Raw genomic sequence first — 18,559 nt, 5'->3', positions numbered from 1 at the left:
AGATGAAGTTTAATGAGATATGGATAAATGAATATTTGGCGCTCGTAAATGATGATAATCCAATACATAATGAGATTGTGCCAGGACAATTAGTGAGTCAAATGATGCTGATGGCTATGTCATTAGAGACAAACCAGTGTCAAATTAACTACGTTAAACCTATTTTAATAAATGAAAATATCGAATTCATTGAACAACACGAACACGAAATTATAGCAATTAATGACGATGGAGAGATTAAAATAAAAATTTCTTTGAGCACAAAAAAATAACCGATATTAGCTGCATGAACGCATATTAATTAGGAGATGAAAGGACAGCTAATATCAGTTATGTATTGTTATTATTATTGGGAACAGAGATGAATATAGGTTACGTTTCTTTCTTTGCACGGGGATGCATTAATCTAAAATAATAATAACAACTATATCAATGTTTAATAAATTCTGGATTATTGGAACGATTAGTCAATTTAACTAACTTTCATATGATCTATATCGTCTTGTAATAAAGAGAGCAATTTGAATATTTCAGTATCACTAAATGAATCGTCACATTTAATTGAAACATGCTGAAACGTTTTGGTTATAATTTCATAAACTGGTGCGCCTTCATGGTGATACTGTCGATAAATAATCATAACCTATATTACCTCCTTTGCTACTCTATGGTTATATTATAAATAACATTTTTATGTGTGACATCAACCTTAAGTATCAACTTTTTATCAGACATAGAACGTATGATTTACTAAGACTATTTATGTATAAAAGTTCTAAATAAATATATATTTATAGAGTCGCCTGGCAGTCATTTGGGAAATATAACATATATGATTAGAGAGGCATCTATCGCAAAAGAATGATAATGATAGAGGTATTGAGCATATAGATGAGTTTAAGTTCATCTTGAAAATAAAGGGTTATTTAGTCATAGATGTAGATGTATAGGAAATATTTGTATGTATTGTTCGATATGTATGAAATTTTCAATAAAAGCTAATAACGCTTATATGTAACTTTCAAATTTAAATTATATACAGAGCATGATGATTATAAAAAAATAACCACATCACATAAATTGAGTTCATACCCAATTTAAGTGGTGTGGCTAATAATGTTGATTTATAGATGAACCGCCTAATCGTTAAACCTCTGTTACTTCAACATCGATATGTTCAATACGGTTGTATGCACCGTGATCCACAGGACCAACAAAATCATTCATTTTCCAACCGTTTTTAATAGCAGAAGCGACGAAAGCTTTCGCGCTAATCACAGCTTCTTTCGGTGACTTACCGTTAGCTAAATATGCAGTTGTTGCCGCAGCAAATGTACAACCAGCACCATGGTTATAACTTTGTTGGAACATGTCTGTTGTTAGTTGATAAAATGTTTGACCATCATAGTATAAGTCATACGATTTATCTTGATCTAAAGCTTTGCCACCTTTAATGATGACATGCTGTGCGCCTTTATCAAAGATAATTGTTGCAGCCTTTTTCATATCTTCAATTGAATTTAATTTACCTAATCCTGATAATTGACCCGCTTCAAATAAGTTTGGTGTCACTACCGTTGCTTTAGGTAGTAAATATTTAATCATCGCCTCAGTATTTCCAGGATTAAGCACTTCATCTTCGCCTTTACAAACCATGACAGGATCTACTACAAAATATTGTGCATTAGATGCCTCATATACTTCTCCAGCACGTTTGATTATCTCCTCAGTACCTAACATACCTGTTTTAATAGCATCAGGTCCGATTGATAAAGCCGTTTCAAGTTGCTTTTCAAATACGTCCATAGGTAATGGTGTGACATCGTGTGACCATGTATCTTTATCCATAGTAACGATGGCAGTTAAAGCGACCATGCCATACGTATCTAATTCTTGGAACGTTTTCAAATCTGCTTGCATACCTGCGCCAGCACTTGTGTCAGAACCGGCAATTGTTAAAACTTTCTTTAAAGCCATTGAGCTTCACTCCTACATAATAATATTGTATTCATCATATCATTTTTAACCTAATTGAAAAATATTAAGCATTCAATATTTGATGATTGTTGAAATGAATCATTCATACTATTGTAACTTTTGAAAATGTCATTCACTTTAGATAAGTGTGATATGTTAAAATATGTCCTGAGGTGAGATTGAATGGAATGGTCGCAAATTTTTCATGACATAACAACGAAACATGACTTTAAAGCTATGCATGATTTTTTAGAAAAAGAATATTCGACTGCAATCGTATACCCTGATAGGGAAAATATATATCAAGCGTTTGATTTAACACCGTTTGAAAATATCAAAGTTGTTATATTAGGACAAGACCCGTATCATGGTCCAAACCAAGCACATGGATTAGCATTTTCAGTGCAACCTAACGCAAAATTCCCTCCATCTTTACGTAATATGTATAAAGAATTAGCAGATGATATTGGATGCGTTAGACAAACACCGCATTTACAAGATTGGGCAAGAGAAGGCGTCTTGTTATTGAATACAGTTTTAACCGTAAGACAGGGTGAAGCAAATTCTCATCGTGATATTGGTTGGGAAACATTTACTGATGAAATTATTAAAGCAGTGTCTGATTATAAAGAACATGTTGTCTTTATTTTGTGGGGGAAACCTGCACAGCAAAAAATAAAGCTTATCGATACATCTAAACATTGTATTATAAAATCAGTGCATCCTAGTCCACTGTCTGCATATAGAGGATTCTTTGGATCAAAACCGTATTCCAAAGCGAATGCCTATTTAGAGTCAGTAGGAAAATCACCAATTAATTGGTGTGAAAGTGAGGCGTAGATGTTGAATAGAGAAACTTTAATAGCACGAATTGAGCAAGAATTAGTACAAGCAGAGCAGGCACAGCATGACCATGACTTTGAAAAACATATGTATGCCATACATATATTAACATCTTTATATGCTTCAACATCAAATACACCACATATTGGTGAACAACAAATGAATCGTCGTATTGCTAACCATAATCAAATGCCACAATCACAAATAACGCAGCCAACTCATCAAGTGACAGCTGCTGAAATTGAAGCGATGGGTGGTAAAGTAAATACGCATTCAGCACATCATCATAAGTCATATTCACAACCTTCAAACCAACAACAAAGATTAGCGACAGATGATGACATTGGCAATGGTGAATCCATATTTGATTTTTAAAAAGCAACAATGAAACATAATTACTTAATAGCTTGTTAAGTATGTAGGTTAATAATCAAGACGCATATACTTTTATTCGAGTGTTCGGATTTAAACATTTATTAATACTGAATTATATAAGGAGAGGTAGCAATGAAATTATTTATTATTTTAGGTGCATTAAACGCGATGATGGCTGTCGGTACAGGTGCATTTGGTGCGCATGGTTTACAAGGAAAAATAAGTGATCACTATTTATCAGTATGGGAAAAAGCAACGACGTATCAAATGTACCATGGCTTAGCATTATTAATTATAGGTGTAATTAGTGGTACAACTTCAATCAATGTTAACTGGGCTGGCTGGTTAATATTTGCTGGTATTATTTTCTTTAGTGGATCATTATATATTTTAGTATTAACTCAAATTAAAGTTTTAGGTGCGATTACGCCAATTGGTGGCGTATTGTTCATCATTGGATGGATAATGTTAATCATTGCGACATTCAAATTTGCTGGTTAAATTTTAAAACTTTAGATTACCTATGTAACTAAACATTAAATTTTTAATAAAAATAATCAAGAAAAAGAGTTACAAACTCATCTTTTGGGTATAGAATACCTTCGAGGTGAGTTTTTATTTATGGAAAAAAAGAATAAGCAAATAGATAGAGGCGATTTAAAACAAAACCTATCTGAAAAGTTTGTATGGGCGATTGCATATGGTTCATGTATCGGATGGGGCGCATTCATCTTACCAGGAGACTGGATTAAGCAGTCAGGTCCGATTGCAGCATCAATTGGTATAGTTATTGGTGCATTATTAATGATATTAATTGCGGTTAGTTATGGCGCATTAGTAGAGAGATTTCCAGTATCAGGGGGCGCGTTTGCCTTTAGTTTCTTAAGTTTCGGCAGATATGTGAGTTTCTTCTCATCATGGTTTTTAACTTTTGGTTATGTCTGTGTCGTTGCTTTAAATGCGACCGCATTCAGTTTACTAGTTAAATTCTTATTGCCAGATGTCTTAAATAATGGGAAACTATACACCATTGCGGGCTGGGACGTTTATATTACGGAAATCATTATTGCGACCGTATTACTACTTGTATTCATGCTAGTAACGATTCGTGGCGCAAGTGTATCTGGATCATTACAATATTATTTCTGTGTGGCGATGGTAATCGTCGTATTATTGATGTTCTTTGGTTCATTCTTTGGTAATAATTTTGCACTTGAAAATTTACAACCGTTAGCTGAACCTAGCAAAGGATGGTTAGTGTCTATTGTGGTTATTGTATCCGTGGCACCATGGGCATATGTTGGATTTGATAATATTCCACAAACAGCAGAAGAGTTTAACTTTGCACCAAACAAGACATTTAAGCTTATCGTGTACAGTTTATTAGCAGCATCATTAACTTATGTTGTCATGATTTTATACACTGGTTGGTTATCAACAAGTCATCAAAGTTTAAATGGGCAGTTGTGGTTAACAGGTGCTGTTACACAAACAGCATTTGGTTATATTGGATTAGGTGTATTAGCAATTGCAATTATGATGGGTATATTTACTGGTTTAAATGGATTCTTGATGAGTTCAAGTCGCTTGTTATTTTCTATGGGACGTTCAGGTATTATGCCAACAATGTTTAGTAAATTACATAGTAAATACAAAACACCATATGTCGCAATCATATTCCTAGTAGGTGTGTCGTTAATTGCACCTTGGCTAGGAAGAACTGCATTGACTTGGATTGTAGATATGTCATCTACAGGTGTATCCATTGCCTACTTTATTACATGTTTGTCTGCAGCGAAATTATTCAGTTATAACAAACAAAGTAATACGTATGCACCGGTTTACAAAACGTTTGCTATTATCGGCTCATTTGTATCATTCATTTTCTTAGCGTTGTTATTAGTGCCAGGTTCTCCTGCAGCACTGACTGCACCGTCTTATATTGCATTACTTGGATGGTTAATCATCGGTTTAATATTCTTTGTGATTCGATATCCTAAATTGAAAAATATGGATAATGATGAATTAAGTCGCTTGATTTTAAATAGAAGTGAAAATGAAGTTGATGATATGATTGAAGAACCTGAAAAAGAAAAAACTAAATAATAAAAGAATCGCACAATATACCTTCTTCATTCGGAGGCGTATCGTGCGATTTTTTGTATTATAAATTGACATTTAAGACGAGGCAGCTGAACCTTATATATAATTGCTAATAGTTTGGGCTGAGCCAATTCTAACAATATTTATAATCGTTTAAAAGATTTCACGAACCCAGAAACAATTAATTTAGAAATTTGGTCGGCGAATAATAAACCTAATGCGATGGCTCCTGCAATAAGTGTTACTTCTAACATTGTATTTATTGCTGTGCTGAAATTTAATAAGACTAAATTTTTTGTAGCATCGTATGCTAAGCCACCAGGTACTAATGGAATGATACCCGTTACCATAAAAATGATGGCAGGTTCTTTTTGTTTACGAGCCATATAATGACTTAACAAGCCTAATGCTAAACTACCAAAGAAACTAGAGTATATAGTGTGCACATTAAAGCCGTTGAAGAATAAGGTGTAAACCATCCATCCACATGTACCAACGAAACCACATGATAGATATAATTTTCTAGGTGCATCAAAAATGACGCAGAAGAACATTGAAGCTAAAAAGCTAAAGATAAAGTTTAAGATCCAAAACATAGTCTGATACTCCTATACTAAAATTAATACGCTACCAACGCCAGCACCGATGCCAAACGCAGTAACCAATGCTTCTAATGATTTCGTTGTGAACATCAACATGTGTCCACCAAATAAATCTTGTATTGCGTTTGTTATTAATACACCAGGAACAATAGGCATGACTGCCGCAATGATAATAGTTGCCAAGTCACCTGTTGGGATAAGTGTATGTCCAATAACGGCGATAATCCCAATAACTAATGAACCAATGAATTCTGGGATAAACTGTGCATGTAACTTGCGATCTAAAATCTCAGTGACTAGGTATCCTAGACTACCTGCTAATATCGCAGTTAAAACATCAATCAATCTACCACCTTGTAAATATAAGAAACTCATTGCAATCATTGCTGCAGCAAAACCTTTAAAGGGAAGACTGCTGTCACGCTTAGCAACATATATTTTTTCAAGTTGTGTTTTTGCTTCGGCTAAAGAAATTTCATTATTTGTAATTTGACGCGAAATTTTATTAGCTTGCGAAATTTTTATTAAGTTTGTATCTCGAGAGGTAATTCTAAATATTCTAGGAAACGATTCCGAATGTAACGTAAACTGGATGACAGTGTTTGTAACAAAGCTGTTACTTTCACTGTAACCAAGTTTTTTTGCAATACGTGTCATGGTATCTTCTACACGCGTACCTTCTGCACCAGATTCTAATAGTATGCGAGCAGCAAGCATGACAACGTCTTTGATAAGTACCTCTTGTTTGTATTCTTCTGAATTTATGTCCATTTCATCACCATTGTTTATAAGAATTTAATACTCATTATAGTTTATACACTATAAAATAACCACATGAGCTTTTTGATAAGTTGTTATTGATTTTAAAAAACTAATATTTGATACTATTGTAATAATAATCATTGGAATTTTTAGTAGTTAAAATTCTCTTGAAGTATAAAAAGGAAAAATTATTGAAAAAAATTCGACAAAAATATGTTTCAAATATTTCAAATAGGTTAAAATAATATTAGTTAACCATTACAAAAATTGTATAGAGTAGCGACTGTATAATTTCTATTGAGGTTAACGTTTATATGTAGTGATAGTAGTTAAAGTTCTCCCAAGGAAGACTACTCGGGTACACTTTGCTATGAGCAAAGTGTACTTTGTTATTGATAATACATTAGCACATATATATAAGTTTAAACATACAGATTTCAACTATTTACCAAATCACGTCTTATGTATACGGGAATATACTGAAGATAAACGAAAAATTCCAAGCTTAAACCGATAAGCTTGGAATTTTTTTATTAATTTATAAACGTACCAATGTATTAAGAAATCGCAAAGAATTGATCGAATTCGTTTGTGTTAATAAGATGTCCTACAAAGAAACTACCGAATTCACCGTATCGTGCTGTTGTTTCATCAAAGCGCATTTCGTATACAATTTTTTTGAATTGTAATACGTCATCTGAGAACAATGTTACGCCCCATTCGAAATCATCAAACCCTACAGAACCAGTAATAAATTGTTTGATTTTGCCAGCATATTTTCTACCAATCATACCATGGTCATACATTAATTTTTGGCGTTCTTCCATAGTTAACATGTACCAGTTATAAGTTTCATTACGACGTTTGTTCATTGGATAGAAACAAATATAATCAGAATGTGGTAATTCTGGGTATAATCTTGCTTTGATATGAGGGTTCTCATAAGGATCTTCATCAGATTTACCAGCTAAATAATTGCTCAATTCAATGACTGATACATATGAATATGTAGGGATTAAGAAGTCAGCAATGCGCAATTTGTTAAATTCATTTTCAATATGATTTAAAGACTTCATTTCAGGACGTAAGAACCATAATAACAAATCTGCTTTTTGACCAGTTATATTATAAATAGCTTGATCACCAGATTTTGATGATCTTACAGTTGCTGTATTTTCTAAAAATGATTGAAATTCAGTGACAAGTGCATCGCGTTCGTCCTTTGGAACTAGACGTAATGATGCCCAATCAACTGCATAAAATAAATGTAGACTATACCAACCATCTAATGTTTCGGCTGCTTGACTCATGTTTATCGCTCCTTTTCAAAAATCATCAGTTCTTTATAAATTTTATCATAAAGCAAAGGGGTAACGATAAAATTATGATTACAAATTGGTGACGTGGTATTATGAAATAAAATGGCGTATAATTATACCGTGAATGATTAATAAGATTTATATTACAGGAGGACATTATGGCTGATTTATTAAATGTATTAAAAGACAAACTTTCTGGTAAAAACGTTAAAATCGTATTACCTGAAGGAGAGGACGAACGTGTTCTAACAGCTGCAACACAATTACAAGCAACAGATTATGTTACACCAATCGTGTTAGGTGATGAGACTAAGGTTCAATCTTTAGCGCAAAAACTTGATCTTGATATTTCTAATATTGAATTAATTAATCCTGCGACAAGTGAATTGAAAGCTGAATTAGTTCAATCATTTGTTGAACGACGTAAAGGTAAAGCGACTGAAGAACAAGCACAAGAATTATTAAACAATGTGAACTACTTCGGTACAATGCTTGTTTATGCTGGTAAAGCAGATGGTTTAGTTAGTGGTGCAGCACATTCAACAGGAGACACTGTGCGTCCAGCTTTACAAATCATCAAAACGAAACCAGGTGTATCAAGAACATCAGGTATCTTCTTTATGATTAAAGGTGATGAACAATACATCTTTGGTGATTGTGCAATCAATCCAGAACTTGATTCACAAGGGCTTGCAGAAATTGCAGTAGAAAGTGCAAAATCAGCATTAAGCTTTGGCATGGATCCAAAAGTTGCAATGTTAAGCTTTTCAACAAAAGGGTCTGCTAAATCAGACGACGTGACAAAAGTTCAAGAAGCTGTCAAATTAGCACAACAAAAAGCTGAAGAAGAAAAATTAGAAGCAATCATTGATGGCGAATTCCAATTTGATGCTGCGATTGTACCAGGTGTTGCTGAGAAAAAAGCGCCAGGTGCTAAATTACAAGGTGATGCAAATGTCTTTGTATTCCCAAGTTTAGAAGCTGGTAATATTGGTTACAAAATTGCACAACGTTTAGGTGGATATGATGCAGTTGGTCCAGTATTACAAGGTTTAAATTCTCCAGTAAATGACTTATCACGTGGCTGCTCAATTGAAGATGTATACAATCTTTCAATTATTACAGCAGCGCAAGCCTTACAATAACGATGGATTTAGCGAGTAAATATTTTAATGGCGTCAACTGGCGATATATCGATCATTCTTCTGGATTAGAACCTATGCAATCTTTCGCATTCGATGATACATTTTGCGAAAGTGTGGGCAAAGATATATCAGATAATGTTGTGCGTACTTGGATTCATCAACATACTGTTATTCTTGGTATTCATGATTCAAGATTGCCGTTTTTAAAAGATGGCATTGATTATTTAACGAATGAGATTGGTTATAATGCCATTGTTAGAAATTCTGGTGGCTTAGGTGTCGTTCTAGATCAAGGTGTATTAAATATATCGCTGATGTTCAAAGGACAAACAGAAACAACGATTGATGAAGCGTTTACTGTGATGTATCTCTTAATTAGCAAAATGTTCGAAGATGAGAATGTTGATATTGATACGATGGAAATTGAACATTCTTATTGCCCAGGAAAATTTGACTTAAGTATCGATGGTAAGAAATTTGCAGGCATATCGCAACGAAGAGTTAGAGGCGGTATTGCTGTACAAATTTATCTTTGTGTTGAAGGCTCTGGTTCAGAACGTGCATTGATGATGCAAACATTTTATGAACATGCTTTAAAAGGTGAAGTGACTAAATTTAAATATCCTGAAATTGAACCATCTTGTATGGCCTCATTAGAGACATTGCTTAACAAAACGATTACTGTTCAAGATGTAATGTTTTTACTATTATATGCAATCAAAGATCTTGGCGGTGTATTAAATATGACGCCCATTACTCAAGAAGAATGGCAAAGATACGATACGTATTTTGATAAAATGATTGAAAGAAACAAGAAAATGATAGATCAAATGCAATAGTTAAATATTTAACAGCCCCTTTCAAGTTATCGTTTGGGGCTGTTATTTTTGAAAGTATCCATAAAAAGCATAAATATGTTATTGACCTAATATTTAAATTGAACATCATTAAATTAAAAGTAATGATATGATGGAAATAATAAATTTAATAAGAAAATTTCATGTTTTACGTATTAAATAGATTGAGAATAGGGTATATATAATGCGTATGACTATGAAAGAAACGACCTTCTATTGAAATGTTCTAATACTTTAGTAGTAAATCTATATATTCCAATTATTATTTGTAGTATTATAGTTAGGGTGGAAAATTATAAATTGTAGGGCTATTTTATAAAAAGATAAAGAATCTGAAATATCACTCGATAAGATTTAAACTTTGAAGTAAACGAAAGTTAGTTTTATACTAATCAAGTTAAGTCAAATATAAATTCAAAATAAAGATTATACATAATATGAATAATGTGAGATAAAGACTGCAATGAAATTTAACGCGAATGCGTATGCAACTTAGAATATGATGTCTTTTACTAATAAATAAAAATAATGAATCAAGTATAGGATAAATATAAAAGGTGATATTGACATGACAAGAAAAGGATATGGGGAATCGACAGGTAAGATTATTTTAATAGGAGAACATGCTGTTACATTTGGAGAGCCTGCTATTGCAGTACCGTTTAACGCAGGTAAAATCAAAGTTTTAATAGAAGCCTTAGAGAGCGGGAACTATTCGTCTATTAAAAGCGATGTTTACGATGGTATGTTATATGATGCGCCTGACCATCTTAAGTCTTTGGTGAACCGTTTTGTAGAATTAAATAATATTACAGAGCCGCTAGCAGTAACGATCCAAACGAATTTACCACCATCACGTGGATTAGGATCGAGTGCAGCTGTCGCGGTTGCTTTTGTTCGTGCAAGTTATGATTTTTTAGGGAAATCATTAACGAAAGAAGAACTCATTGAAAAGGCTAATTGGGCAGAGCAAATTGCACATGGTAAACCAAGTGGTATTGATACGCAAACGATTGTATCAGGCAAACCAGTTTGGTTCCAAAAAGGTCATGCTGAAACGTTGAAAACGTTAAGTTTAGACGGCTATATGGTTGTTATAGATACTGGTGTGAAAGGTTCAACAAGACAAGCAGTAGAAGATGTTCATAAACTTTGTGAGGACCCTCAGTACATGTCACATGTAAAACATATCGGTAAGTTAGTTTTACGTGCGAGTGATGTGATTGAACATCATAACTTTGAAGCCTTAGCGGATATTTTTAATGAATGTCATGCGGATTTAAAGGCGTTGACAGTTAGTCATGATAAAATAGAACAATTAATGAAAATTGGTAAAGAAAATGGTGCGATTGCTGGAAAACTTACTGGCGCTGGTCGTGGTGGAAGTATGTTATTGCTTGCCAAAGATTTACCAACAGCGAAAAATATTGTAAAAGCTGTAGAAAAAGCTGGTGCAGCACATACTTGGATTGAGAATTTAGGAGGTTAATGCGTTGATTAAAAGTGGCAAAGCACGTGCACATACGAATATTGCACTTATAAAATATTGGGGTAAAAAAGATGAAGCACTAATCATTCCAATGAATAATAGCATATCTGTTACATTAGAAAAATTTTACACTGAAACGAAAGTCACTTTTAACGACCAGTTAACACAGGATCAATTTTGGTTGAATGGTGAAAAGGTTAGTGGCAAAGAATTAGAGAAAATTTCAAAATATATGGATATTGTCAGAAATAGAGCTGGCATCGATTGGTATGCAGAAATTGAAAGCGACAATTTTGTACCAACAGCAGCAGGGTTGGCTTCATCGGCAAGCGCATATGCAGCTTTAGCAGCAGCTTGTAATCAAGCGCTAGACATGCAGCTGTCAGATAAGGATTTATCGAGATTGGCGCGAATTGGTTCGGGTTCTGCGTCGCGTAGTATTTATGGTGGATTTGCAGAATGGGAAAAAGGGTATAGTGATGAGACGTCATATGCCGTTCCACTTGAATCGAATCATTTTGAAGATGACCTTGCCATGATATTTGTTGTGATTAATCAACATTCTAAAAAGGTACCTAGTCGATATGGTATGTCATTGACACGAAACACATCAAGGTTTTATCAATATTGGTTAGATCATATTGATGAAGATTTAGCTGAAGCAAAAGCAGCGATTCAAGACAAAGATTTTAAACGCCTTGGTGAAGTAATTGAAGAAAATGGTTTGCGTATGCATGCCACGAATCTAGGATCAACACCGCCGTTCACATATCTTGTGCAAGAAAGTTATGATGTCATGGCGCTTGTTCACGAATGCCGAGAAGCGGGGTATCCGTGTTATTTTACAATGGATGCGGGACCTAATGTGAAAATACTTGTAGAAAAGAAAAACAAGCAACAGATTATAGATAAATTATTAACACAGTTTGATAATAACCAAATTATTGATAGTGACATTATTGCCACAGGAATTGAAATAATTGAGTAAGGAAGAGATAAAATGATTCAGGTCAAAGCACCCGGAAAACTTTATATTGCTGGAGAATATGCTGTAACAGAACCAGGATATAAATCTGTACTTATTGCGTTAGATCGTTTTGTAACTGCTACTATTGAAGAAGCAGACCAATATAAAGGTACCATTCATTCAAAAGCATTACATCATAACCCAGTTACATTTAGTAGAGATGAAGATAGTATTGTCATTTCAGATCCACATGCAGCAAAACAATTAAATTATGTGGTCACAGCTATTGAAATATTTGAACAATACGCGAAAAGTTGCGATATAGCGATGAAGCATTTTCATCTGACTATTGATAGTAATTTAGATGATTCAAATGGTCATAAATATGGATTAGGTTCAAGTGCAGCAGTACTTGTGTCAGTTATAAAAGTATTAAATGAATTTTATGATATGAAGTTATCTAATTTATACATTTATAAACTAGCAGTGATTGCAAATATGAAGTTACAAAGTTTAAGTTCATGCGGAGATATTGCTGTGAGTGTATATAGTGGATGGTTAGCGTATAGTACTTTTGATCATGAATGGGTTAAGCATCAAATTGAAGATACTACGGTTGAAGAAGTTTTAATCAAAAACTGGCCTGGATTGCACATCGAACCATTGCAAGCACCTGAAAATATGGAAGTACTTATCGGTTGGACTGGCTCACCGGCGTCATCACCACACTTTGTTAGCGAAGTGAAACGTTTGAAATCAGATCCTTCATTTTACGGTGACTTCTTAGAAGATTCACATCATTGTGTTGAAAAACTTATTCATGCTTTTAAAACAAATAACATTAAAGGTGTGCAAAAGATGGTGCGTCAGAATCGTACAATTATTCAACGTATGGATAAAGAAGCTACAGTTGATATAGAAACTGAAAAGCTAAAATATTTGTGTGATATTGCTGAAAAGTATCACGGCGCATCTAAAACATCAGGCGCTGGTGGTGGAGACTGTGGTATTACAATTATCAATAAAGATGTAGATAAAGAAAAAATTTATGATGAATGGACAAAACATGGTATTAAACCATTAAAATTTAATATTTATCATGGGCAATAAATGATTTGATAGGGGAGCAATCATCTAATTTAATTAGAAGATAAATGCTCCATTTTTTATTGCCAGCCGTGTTACGTATCTTGAAAAAAATATTAAAAAGAGTAAAATAGATAGAGTTAACGAAAAAATTAATGAAATCGACGATATAGATATGATAAAGAAAGGTGGGTAGCAATATGAAAAATACATTCCTTATTTGTGATGAATGTCAGGCAGTCAATATAAGAACGTTACAAAAGAAGTTGGAAAAATTAGATCCCGATGCTGAAATCGTGATAGGTTGTCAATCTTATTGTGGACCTGGACGCCGAAAAACATTCACTTTTGTTAATAACCGCCCACTGGCTGCGCTTACTGAAGAAGAATTAATCGAAAAAGTTTCTCAACAATTAAAGAAACCACGTGATCCTGAAGAAGAAGAGCGTTTAAGAAAACGACATGAAGAACGTAAACGTCGTAAAGAAGAACAAGATAGAAAGCTTAAAGAAAAATTAGAAAAGCGAAAAGCACAACAATAAAGCCTGATGGCAGCATCATTCAATGCGTGCCACCAGGTTTTTATGTTTTGTCTAGAAATTAAATAAATCATTAAATGATTCGGCCATCGTAGGATGCGTATAAATATTATCTCGTAATACGGTATATGGAATGTTTTGATCAATCGCAAGTTTAATTATATTAATTAATTCTTCAGATTGCTTACCATATAATGTAGCACCTAAAATCATATTATTTTCATTATTAATGACTACTTTAAATAAACCTCTTGGATCATTGTTAATTTTGTGACGAGGTATAGCACTTACTAAAAGTTGATGTTCAGTGTAATCATAATGTTGAGCGGCAGCTTCTTTACTAGTTAATCCAACACGTGATAATGGTGGATCTATAAATACTGTATAAGGCACGCTACCTCTATTGTCAGTCGTACGTGACTGATTACCATATAACGCTGATTTGATAATTCGATAATCGTCTAAAGATATATACGTAAATTGAAGTCCGCCTTTAACATCACCTGCAGCATAAATATGCGGTACAGTTGTTTGAAGATGAGCATTGACTTTAATTTCGCCTCTGTCGCCTAATTCGATATCAGTATTTTCTAAAGCTAAATCCGTATTCGGTTTGCGACCGATAGCCAAAAGTACTGCATCAGCCTCAAAGTTACCAACGTTAGTATGGACTGTTGTATGATGATTGTCAGATGACAATTCAGTCGTTTCAACATTTGTATACAATGCAATGCCTTTATTTTCTAAGTCAGTAATAGCATGTGCAACGACATCTTGATCTTCACGTGGCATAAATGATTCACCACGTTCTAATACTGTAACCTTACTACCTAAATTCGCAAACATTGAAGCAAATTCTAAGGCGATATAACCGCCACCTACAATAACGAGGTGCTTAGGTTGATAGTTAATGTTTAATAAACCTGTTGAATCGAAGACGTGTTTAGCTTGATCAAGGCCTTTAATGTTAGGAATGACAGAGGTAGCACCAGTATTAATAATGATATGAGGTGCAGTAATACTATCGGCGATATCGTCATGCTGATCTAATAAATTCACTTCAGTATTAGATTTAAACTGCGCTTTAAAATCCAGTACATCAATGTTGTTATCGTCTGCTAATAAATGGTAATTTTTATTGTTTAGCGCATTGACAACATCGTTTTTACGGTTATAACTTGCTTCAAAAGATTTGCCTTCTAATCCATCATGTACAAGTGTCTTTGAAGCAATACATCCTATGTTTATACAAGTGCCTCCATACATTTTCGGAGATTGTTCGATAACTGCGACGTGTTGACCTGTTGATGCAGCATATTTGGCTAAAGTTTTACCAGCTTTCCCAAATCCTATTACAATTAAATCATATGTTTTCATGACATAAATCCTCCTTTTGAATGTCTTCAATGACATCTTTGATTGTTTTTCCTTTATAAAAATTAATAATGATATTCTGTTCGTCTTGCTGATAATGTGACATAGTAGTTGCAATATTACGAGCAATTTGACAGTGACTGCCTTCGTCGCCAGTAAATAGTCGTGTGTGATGTTCTTTCTCTAAGACAAAATGTTTATATAATGTTGCTAGAGAGACATCAGCGCTACGATCATTTGCTAAATAACCACCATCTTTACCCCGTATTGTGTTAATCATTTTTAAATCGACAAGTTGAGTCGTCACGCGTCGTAATTGAACAGGATTTAAACAAGTTAATTCTGCTAATGAACTACTATTGAATTTTTCTGAATGATGCTTAGTTAAAAAAGCTAATACATGCACGGCAATGTTAAATTCTAAATTCAATGTTTCTCACCTCATAATTGTAACTGTATTAGTTACAATTAAAAATCATTTTGCTCAATGTGTCAATACTTATGTTTGAAAAGTGTTGAATTAGGTGTGGTTATTGTGATGATTTATTGTTTGAAAGTTGATGCATTAACGGTGAGATTGCACAATTGAAATTTTAATTATGTATGAACTGATAGATATGAAATGAATATTGAAAATGAGAGCAATAAAATTTTGAATGATGATGTTGTGTGATTGTATAAACTTATTCGTATTTTAGATACGTTTTGATATTTCGCATGATGAGGAAATACTTTTAACAACTGATGACATATTTTAATAGTGAATATATTTTGAGATATTAATATATTTAATGTTAAGGATGTTGTCGCAATAAAATTAAAATATTGAAAGATAATTTTTATTGATTAATTGCGAATATACAAAGACACCATTATATCCATATGCTAAAATAAGAAAAAAGGCGACATGTTATCTCAATTTACCTGCATCTAGACTCCTTTACATAAGAAATAATCATCGCCGAGTTTTAAAATTTTACAACTTTGTAGATGTAAAAAGCATTTGATTTTAAATAGTTTGAAAATCATATATTTTTGAAAAAGGAGCATGCCGATGAGTATTGACATGTATTTAGACAGATCTCGAAACCAAGCTTCAAGTGTGGGGAATTTGAGTCAAACAATGAATTCAAATTATGATGCGTTGGAAAAAGCAATTACTCAATTTATCAATGATGATGCGCTTAAAGGGAAAGCGTATACGTCAGCTAAGCAATTTTTTAGTACGGTGTTAATTCCATTATCAACAAGTATGAAAACATTGAGTGATTTAACGAAGCAAGCTTGCGATAATTTTGTGTCACGTTATACGAGTGAGGTTGATAGCATATCTTTAAAAGAATCAGAGCTTGAAGAAGATATCAGATCATTAAGTCAACAAATTACGCGATATGAAAATTTGAATAACAATTTGAAAAAGCATGCTTCCGATAATCAGCAAGCCATTTCATCGAACCAACAAATAATACAAACATTAGGTCAACAAAAACATGAATTAGAAGAGAAGCTACGCAAATTGCGTGAGTTTAATCAAAAATCACCAGAAATATTTAAAGAAGTTGAAGAATTTCAAAAAATTGTACAACAAGGACTTACTCAAGCGCAAAATTTTTGGAACTTTTCAACAAATCAATTTAATATTCCTTCAGCTAAAGAACTTGATTGGGCCAAAGCAAGTCATGAAAAATATTTGAAAGTTGCTATGGGGAAAATTGAACAAAAAGCAGAGAAAGAAACTTTAAATAAAGCAGACTTTGCTGTTATAAAGGCATATGCCAAAGAGCATCCAGAAGAAGATATCCCGAAAAGTATAATGAAATATATAAATGACAATAAAGACAGTATTAAAAGAGATATAGGATTAGATATCACATCAACACTTTTAGAGCAAGGCGGTATAAATGCAAGTAAATTCGGTGTATTTATAAATACAGTAGGTGGAGTGAAAGGCCCAGCCGGTCCAAATTCATTTGTGGAAGTCAAACGTACATCAGGTAATGTGTTTATAGAAAATGGTAGTAAATTTGCAAAAGGCGGAAAATACCTAGGTAAAGGTGTTGCAGGTGTAGGATTTGGTATAGGTATGTATGATGATATGGCAAACGATGATAAAACATTTGGGGAGGCGTTGTCGCATAATGGTATGACGCTTGCAGCTGGATCAGGAGCAGGAGCTGTTGTAACAGTTGGTGCATCGATATTATTAGGTAGTAATCCAGTTGGGTGGGCTGTTATAGGTGGCTTTGTGGCTGGAACATTAGTATCAAAAGCAGCGGATTGGGCATATCAAAGCAATTGGAATGGTATAAAAGATAAAACAGACTGGGTAGGACATAAAATAGACGATAGTATTGATGTTGTTAAAAAATCTACAGAAAAAGCCGTAGATAGTGTTGGTGAAGCTACAAAAAGTATCTCTAATCATTTAAACCCTATGAAATGGAGCTGGTAAATTTTGCTTTACGAATCTAATATTATTAACAAAAATCCCAGATATAGAATTATTAAATATAAAAACGACTATCTGATGATTGATTTAGTAAGCACCTGGTTAGTTTTGTTCTTTCCGTTTATTAATTGGTTAATACCAAAAAAATATGTCCAAATCAGCAGAGAAGAGTTTGATAATTTAAATATTGTTAAACCAGTTAAAAATAAAGCTTTATGGCCAGTTATAGGTAGCATACTTTTATTTGGCACTATGTTTAGAGATAAAATATATATACCTGATTCTCATTTAGAAAAAAATTGCGTTATTATCATTTGTTCGGTTTTATTATTAAGTATTCTAGTGTTTTATATATATTTAAATCAGAAAGTAAAGTTATCTATCTATAATAATCGGAGTAGCAATGGAAAAATTATGATTTTTCCATCATTCAAGAATCTTTGCTTTGTGCTATTTTCTTATTTTTTCTGTGGTGGATTATCAATCATGTTCTTAGATGTTTTGATTAGTTTATCTATCCAAAATATTATAGTATTTATTGCTTGGGTTATTATGACAATGCTATTTTTCTTTATAAATATGTCTTCAATAATAGACAAAAAGATTCATGTTATATATTTAAGGTCATATAAATATTAATTTTGATACAAAAGGGCACAAGTTTTTTGAGAA

General features: G+C 33.2%; 21 protein-coding genes. 14 read left to right on the top strand and 7 right to left on the bottom strand.

What is annotated here, in order from left to right; translation table 11 throughout:
* The first annotated feature begins 2 nt into the window (after window positions 1–2).
* Window positions 3–272 carry a hypothetical protein gene (locus tag IDG63_RS05700; protein ID WP_000671099.1) on the top strand — a complete coding sequence of 90 codons (270 nt, stop codon included), beginning with the start codon at window positions 3–5 and terminating at the stop codon, window positions 270–272.
* 200 nt (window positions 273–472) lie between these two features.
* Here IDG63_RS05700 and vraX read toward each other — a convergent pair whose 3' ends face one another.
* Window positions 473–640: a C1q-binding complement inhibitor VraX gene (vraX, locus tag IDG63_RS05695; protein WP_000587958.1), complete on the bottom strand. Its 168-nt coding sequence runs from the start codon at window positions 638–640 to the stop codon at window positions 473–475.
* 506 nt (window positions 641–1,146) lie between these two features.
* Entirely contained in the window at window positions 1,147–1,977 is an 831-nt protein-coding gene (gene thiD, locus IDG63_RS05690) for a bifunctional hydroxymethylpyrimidine kinase/phosphomethylpyrimidine kinase (RefSeq protein ID WP_001185462.1), read from the bottom strand.
* Between the two features lie 183 nt (window positions 1,978–2,160).
* Here thiD and IDG63_RS05685 point away from each other — a divergent pair, with 183 nt between their 5' ends.
* The 4 genes from IDG63_RS05685 (at window position 2,161) to IDG63_RS05670 (ending at window position 5,301) form a co-directional block, all read left to right on the top strand.
* Window positions 2,161–2,817: a uracil-DNA glycosylase gene (locus tag IDG63_RS05685; protein ID WP_000455256.1), complete on the top strand. Its 657-nt coding sequence runs from the start codon at window positions 2,161–2,163 to the stop codon at window positions 2,815–2,817.
* Complete coding sequence (locus IDG63_RS05680; RefSeq protein WP_000934515.1) at window positions 2,818–3,195, top strand: DUF5327 family protein; 378 nt, start codon at window positions 2,818–2,820, stop codon at window positions 3,193–3,195.
* 132 nt (window positions 3,196–3,327) lie between these two features.
* Complete coding sequence (locus IDG63_RS05675) at window positions 3,328–3,696, top strand: DUF423 domain-containing protein (RefSeq protein ID WP_000765183.1); 369 nt, start codon at window positions 3,328–3,330, stop codon at window positions 3,694–3,696.
* Between the two features lie 120 nt (window positions 3,697–3,816).
* Window positions 3,817–5,301, top strand: coding sequence for an APC family permease (locus IDG63_RS05670; RefSeq protein ID WP_000412514.1), 1,485 nt, complete (start codon window positions 3,817–3,819; stop codon window positions 5,299–5,301).
* Window positions 5,302–5,441: 140 nt separating this feature from the next.
* Here the strand turns inward: IDG63_RS05670 and IDG63_RS05665 are convergent, their stop codons facing one another.
* The 3 genes from IDG63_RS05665 to hemQ form a co-directional block, all read right to left on the bottom strand.
* Window positions 5,442–5,894 carry a threonine/serine exporter family protein gene (locus tag IDG63_RS05665; protein WP_000498572.1) on the bottom strand — a complete coding sequence of 151 codons (453 nt, stop codon included), beginning with the start codon at window positions 5,892–5,894 and terminating at the stop codon, window positions 5,442–5,444.
* A 12-nt stretch (window positions 5,895–5,906) separates the two neighbouring features.
* A complete protein-coding gene (locus IDG63_RS05660; protein WP_000354088.1) occupies window positions 5,907–6,671 on the bottom strand; it encodes a threonine/serine exporter family protein in 765 nt (254 codons plus the stop codon).
* Window positions 6,672–7,219: 548 nt separating this feature from the next.
* A complete protein-coding gene (gene hemQ / locus IDG63_RS05655; RefSeq protein ID WP_000075714.1) occupies window positions 7,220–7,972 on the bottom strand; it encodes a hydrogen peroxide-dependent heme synthase in 753 nt (250 codons plus the stop codon).
* Between the two features lie 167 nt (window positions 7,973–8,139).
* Here hemQ and pta point away from each other — a divergent pair, with 167 nt between their 5' ends.
* From pta to IDG63_RS05625, 6 genes are all read left to right on the top strand, one after another.
* A complete protein-coding gene (gene pta / locus IDG63_RS05650; RefSeq protein ID WP_000774281.1) occupies window positions 8,140–9,126 on the top strand; it encodes a phosphate acetyltransferase in 987 nt (328 codons plus the stop codon).
* Between the two features lie 2 nt (window positions 9,127–9,128).
* Window positions 9,129–9,965 carry a lipoate--protein ligase family protein gene (locus IDG63_RS05645; RefSeq protein WP_000362356.1) on the top strand — a complete coding sequence of 279 codons (837 nt, stop codon included), beginning with the start codon at window positions 9,129–9,131 and terminating at the stop codon, window positions 9,963–9,965.
* Window positions 9,966–10,551: 586 nt separating this feature from the next.
* Entirely contained in the window at window positions 10,552–11,472 is a 921-nt protein-coding gene (mvk, locus tag IDG63_RS05640) for a mevalonate kinase (protein ID WP_000197034.1), read from the top strand.
* Between the two features lie 4 nt (window positions 11,473–11,476).
* Window positions 11,477–12,460, top strand: coding sequence for a diphosphomevalonate decarboxylase (gene mvaD / locus IDG63_RS05635; protein ID WP_000597335.1), 984 nt, complete (start codon window positions 11,477–11,479; stop codon window positions 12,458–12,460).
* Between the two features lie 12 nt (window positions 12,461–12,472).
* A complete protein-coding gene (locus IDG63_RS05630; protein WP_000616883.1) occupies window positions 12,473–13,549 on the top strand; it encodes a phosphomevalonate kinase in 1,077 nt (358 codons plus the stop codon).
* Between the two features lie 176 nt (window positions 13,550–13,725).
* The gene (locus IDG63_RS05625; RefSeq protein ID WP_000798967.1) at window positions 13,726–14,067 is read left to right on the top strand and encodes a YuzB family protein; all 342 of its coding nucleotides are present in this window, start codon (window positions 13,726–13,728) and stop codon (window positions 14,065–14,067) included.
* Window positions 14,068–14,118: 51 nt separating this feature from the next.
* On the opposite strand, the gene merA is transcribed toward IDG63_RS05625, so the two are convergent.
* Together merA and hypR are read right to left on the bottom strand one after the other, a co-directional pair.
* Entirely contained in the window at window positions 14,119–15,441 is a 1,323-nt protein-coding gene (merA, locus tag IDG63_RS05620; protein ID WP_000860576.1) for a hypothiocyanous acid reductase MerA, read from the bottom strand.
* Entirely contained in the window at window positions 15,428–15,868 is a 441-nt protein-coding gene (gene hypR / locus IDG63_RS05615) for a redox-sensitive transcriptional regulator HypR (protein ID WP_001047249.1), read from the bottom strand. Before hypR ends, merA begins: the two co-directional genes overlap by 14 nt.
* Before the next feature lie 57 nt (window positions 15,869–15,925).
* Between hypR and IDG63_RS05610 the strand changes: the two genes are divergently transcribed.
* The 3 genes from IDG63_RS05610 to IDG63_RS05600 all read left to right on the top strand — a co-directional run bounded on the left by IDG63_RS05610 (window position 15,926) and on the right by IDG63_RS05600 (window position 18,526).
* The gene (locus IDG63_RS05610; RefSeq protein WP_001788276.1) at window positions 15,926–16,027 is read left to right on the top strand and encodes a hypothetical protein; all 102 of its coding nucleotides are present in this window, start codon (window positions 15,926–15,928) and stop codon (window positions 16,025–16,027) included.
* Between the two features lie 465 nt (window positions 16,028–16,492).
* The gene (locus IDG63_RS05605) at window positions 16,493–17,890 is read left to right on the top strand and encodes a T7SS effector LXG polymorphic toxin (RefSeq protein ID WP_000020792.1); all 1,398 of its coding nucleotides are present in this window, start codon (window positions 16,493–16,495) and stop codon (window positions 17,888–17,890) included.
* 3 nt (window positions 17,891–17,893) lie between these two features.
* Complete coding sequence (locus tag IDG63_RS05600) at window positions 17,894–18,526, top strand: DUF443 family protein (protein WP_000965161.1); 633 nt, start codon at window positions 17,894–17,896, stop codon at window positions 18,524–18,526.
* The last annotated feature ends 33 nt before the right edge of the window (window positions 18,527–18,559 follow it).

This window comes from Staphylococcus sp. EG-SA-14 (assembly GCF_017151935.1).
Classification (GTDB): domain Bacteria; phylum Bacillota; class Bacilli; order Staphylococcales; family Staphylococcaceae; genus Staphylococcus; species Staphylococcus aureus.
Note: the sequence above shows the minus strand (reverse complement) of the source record. Positions and strands in the feature narration are given on the sequence as shown.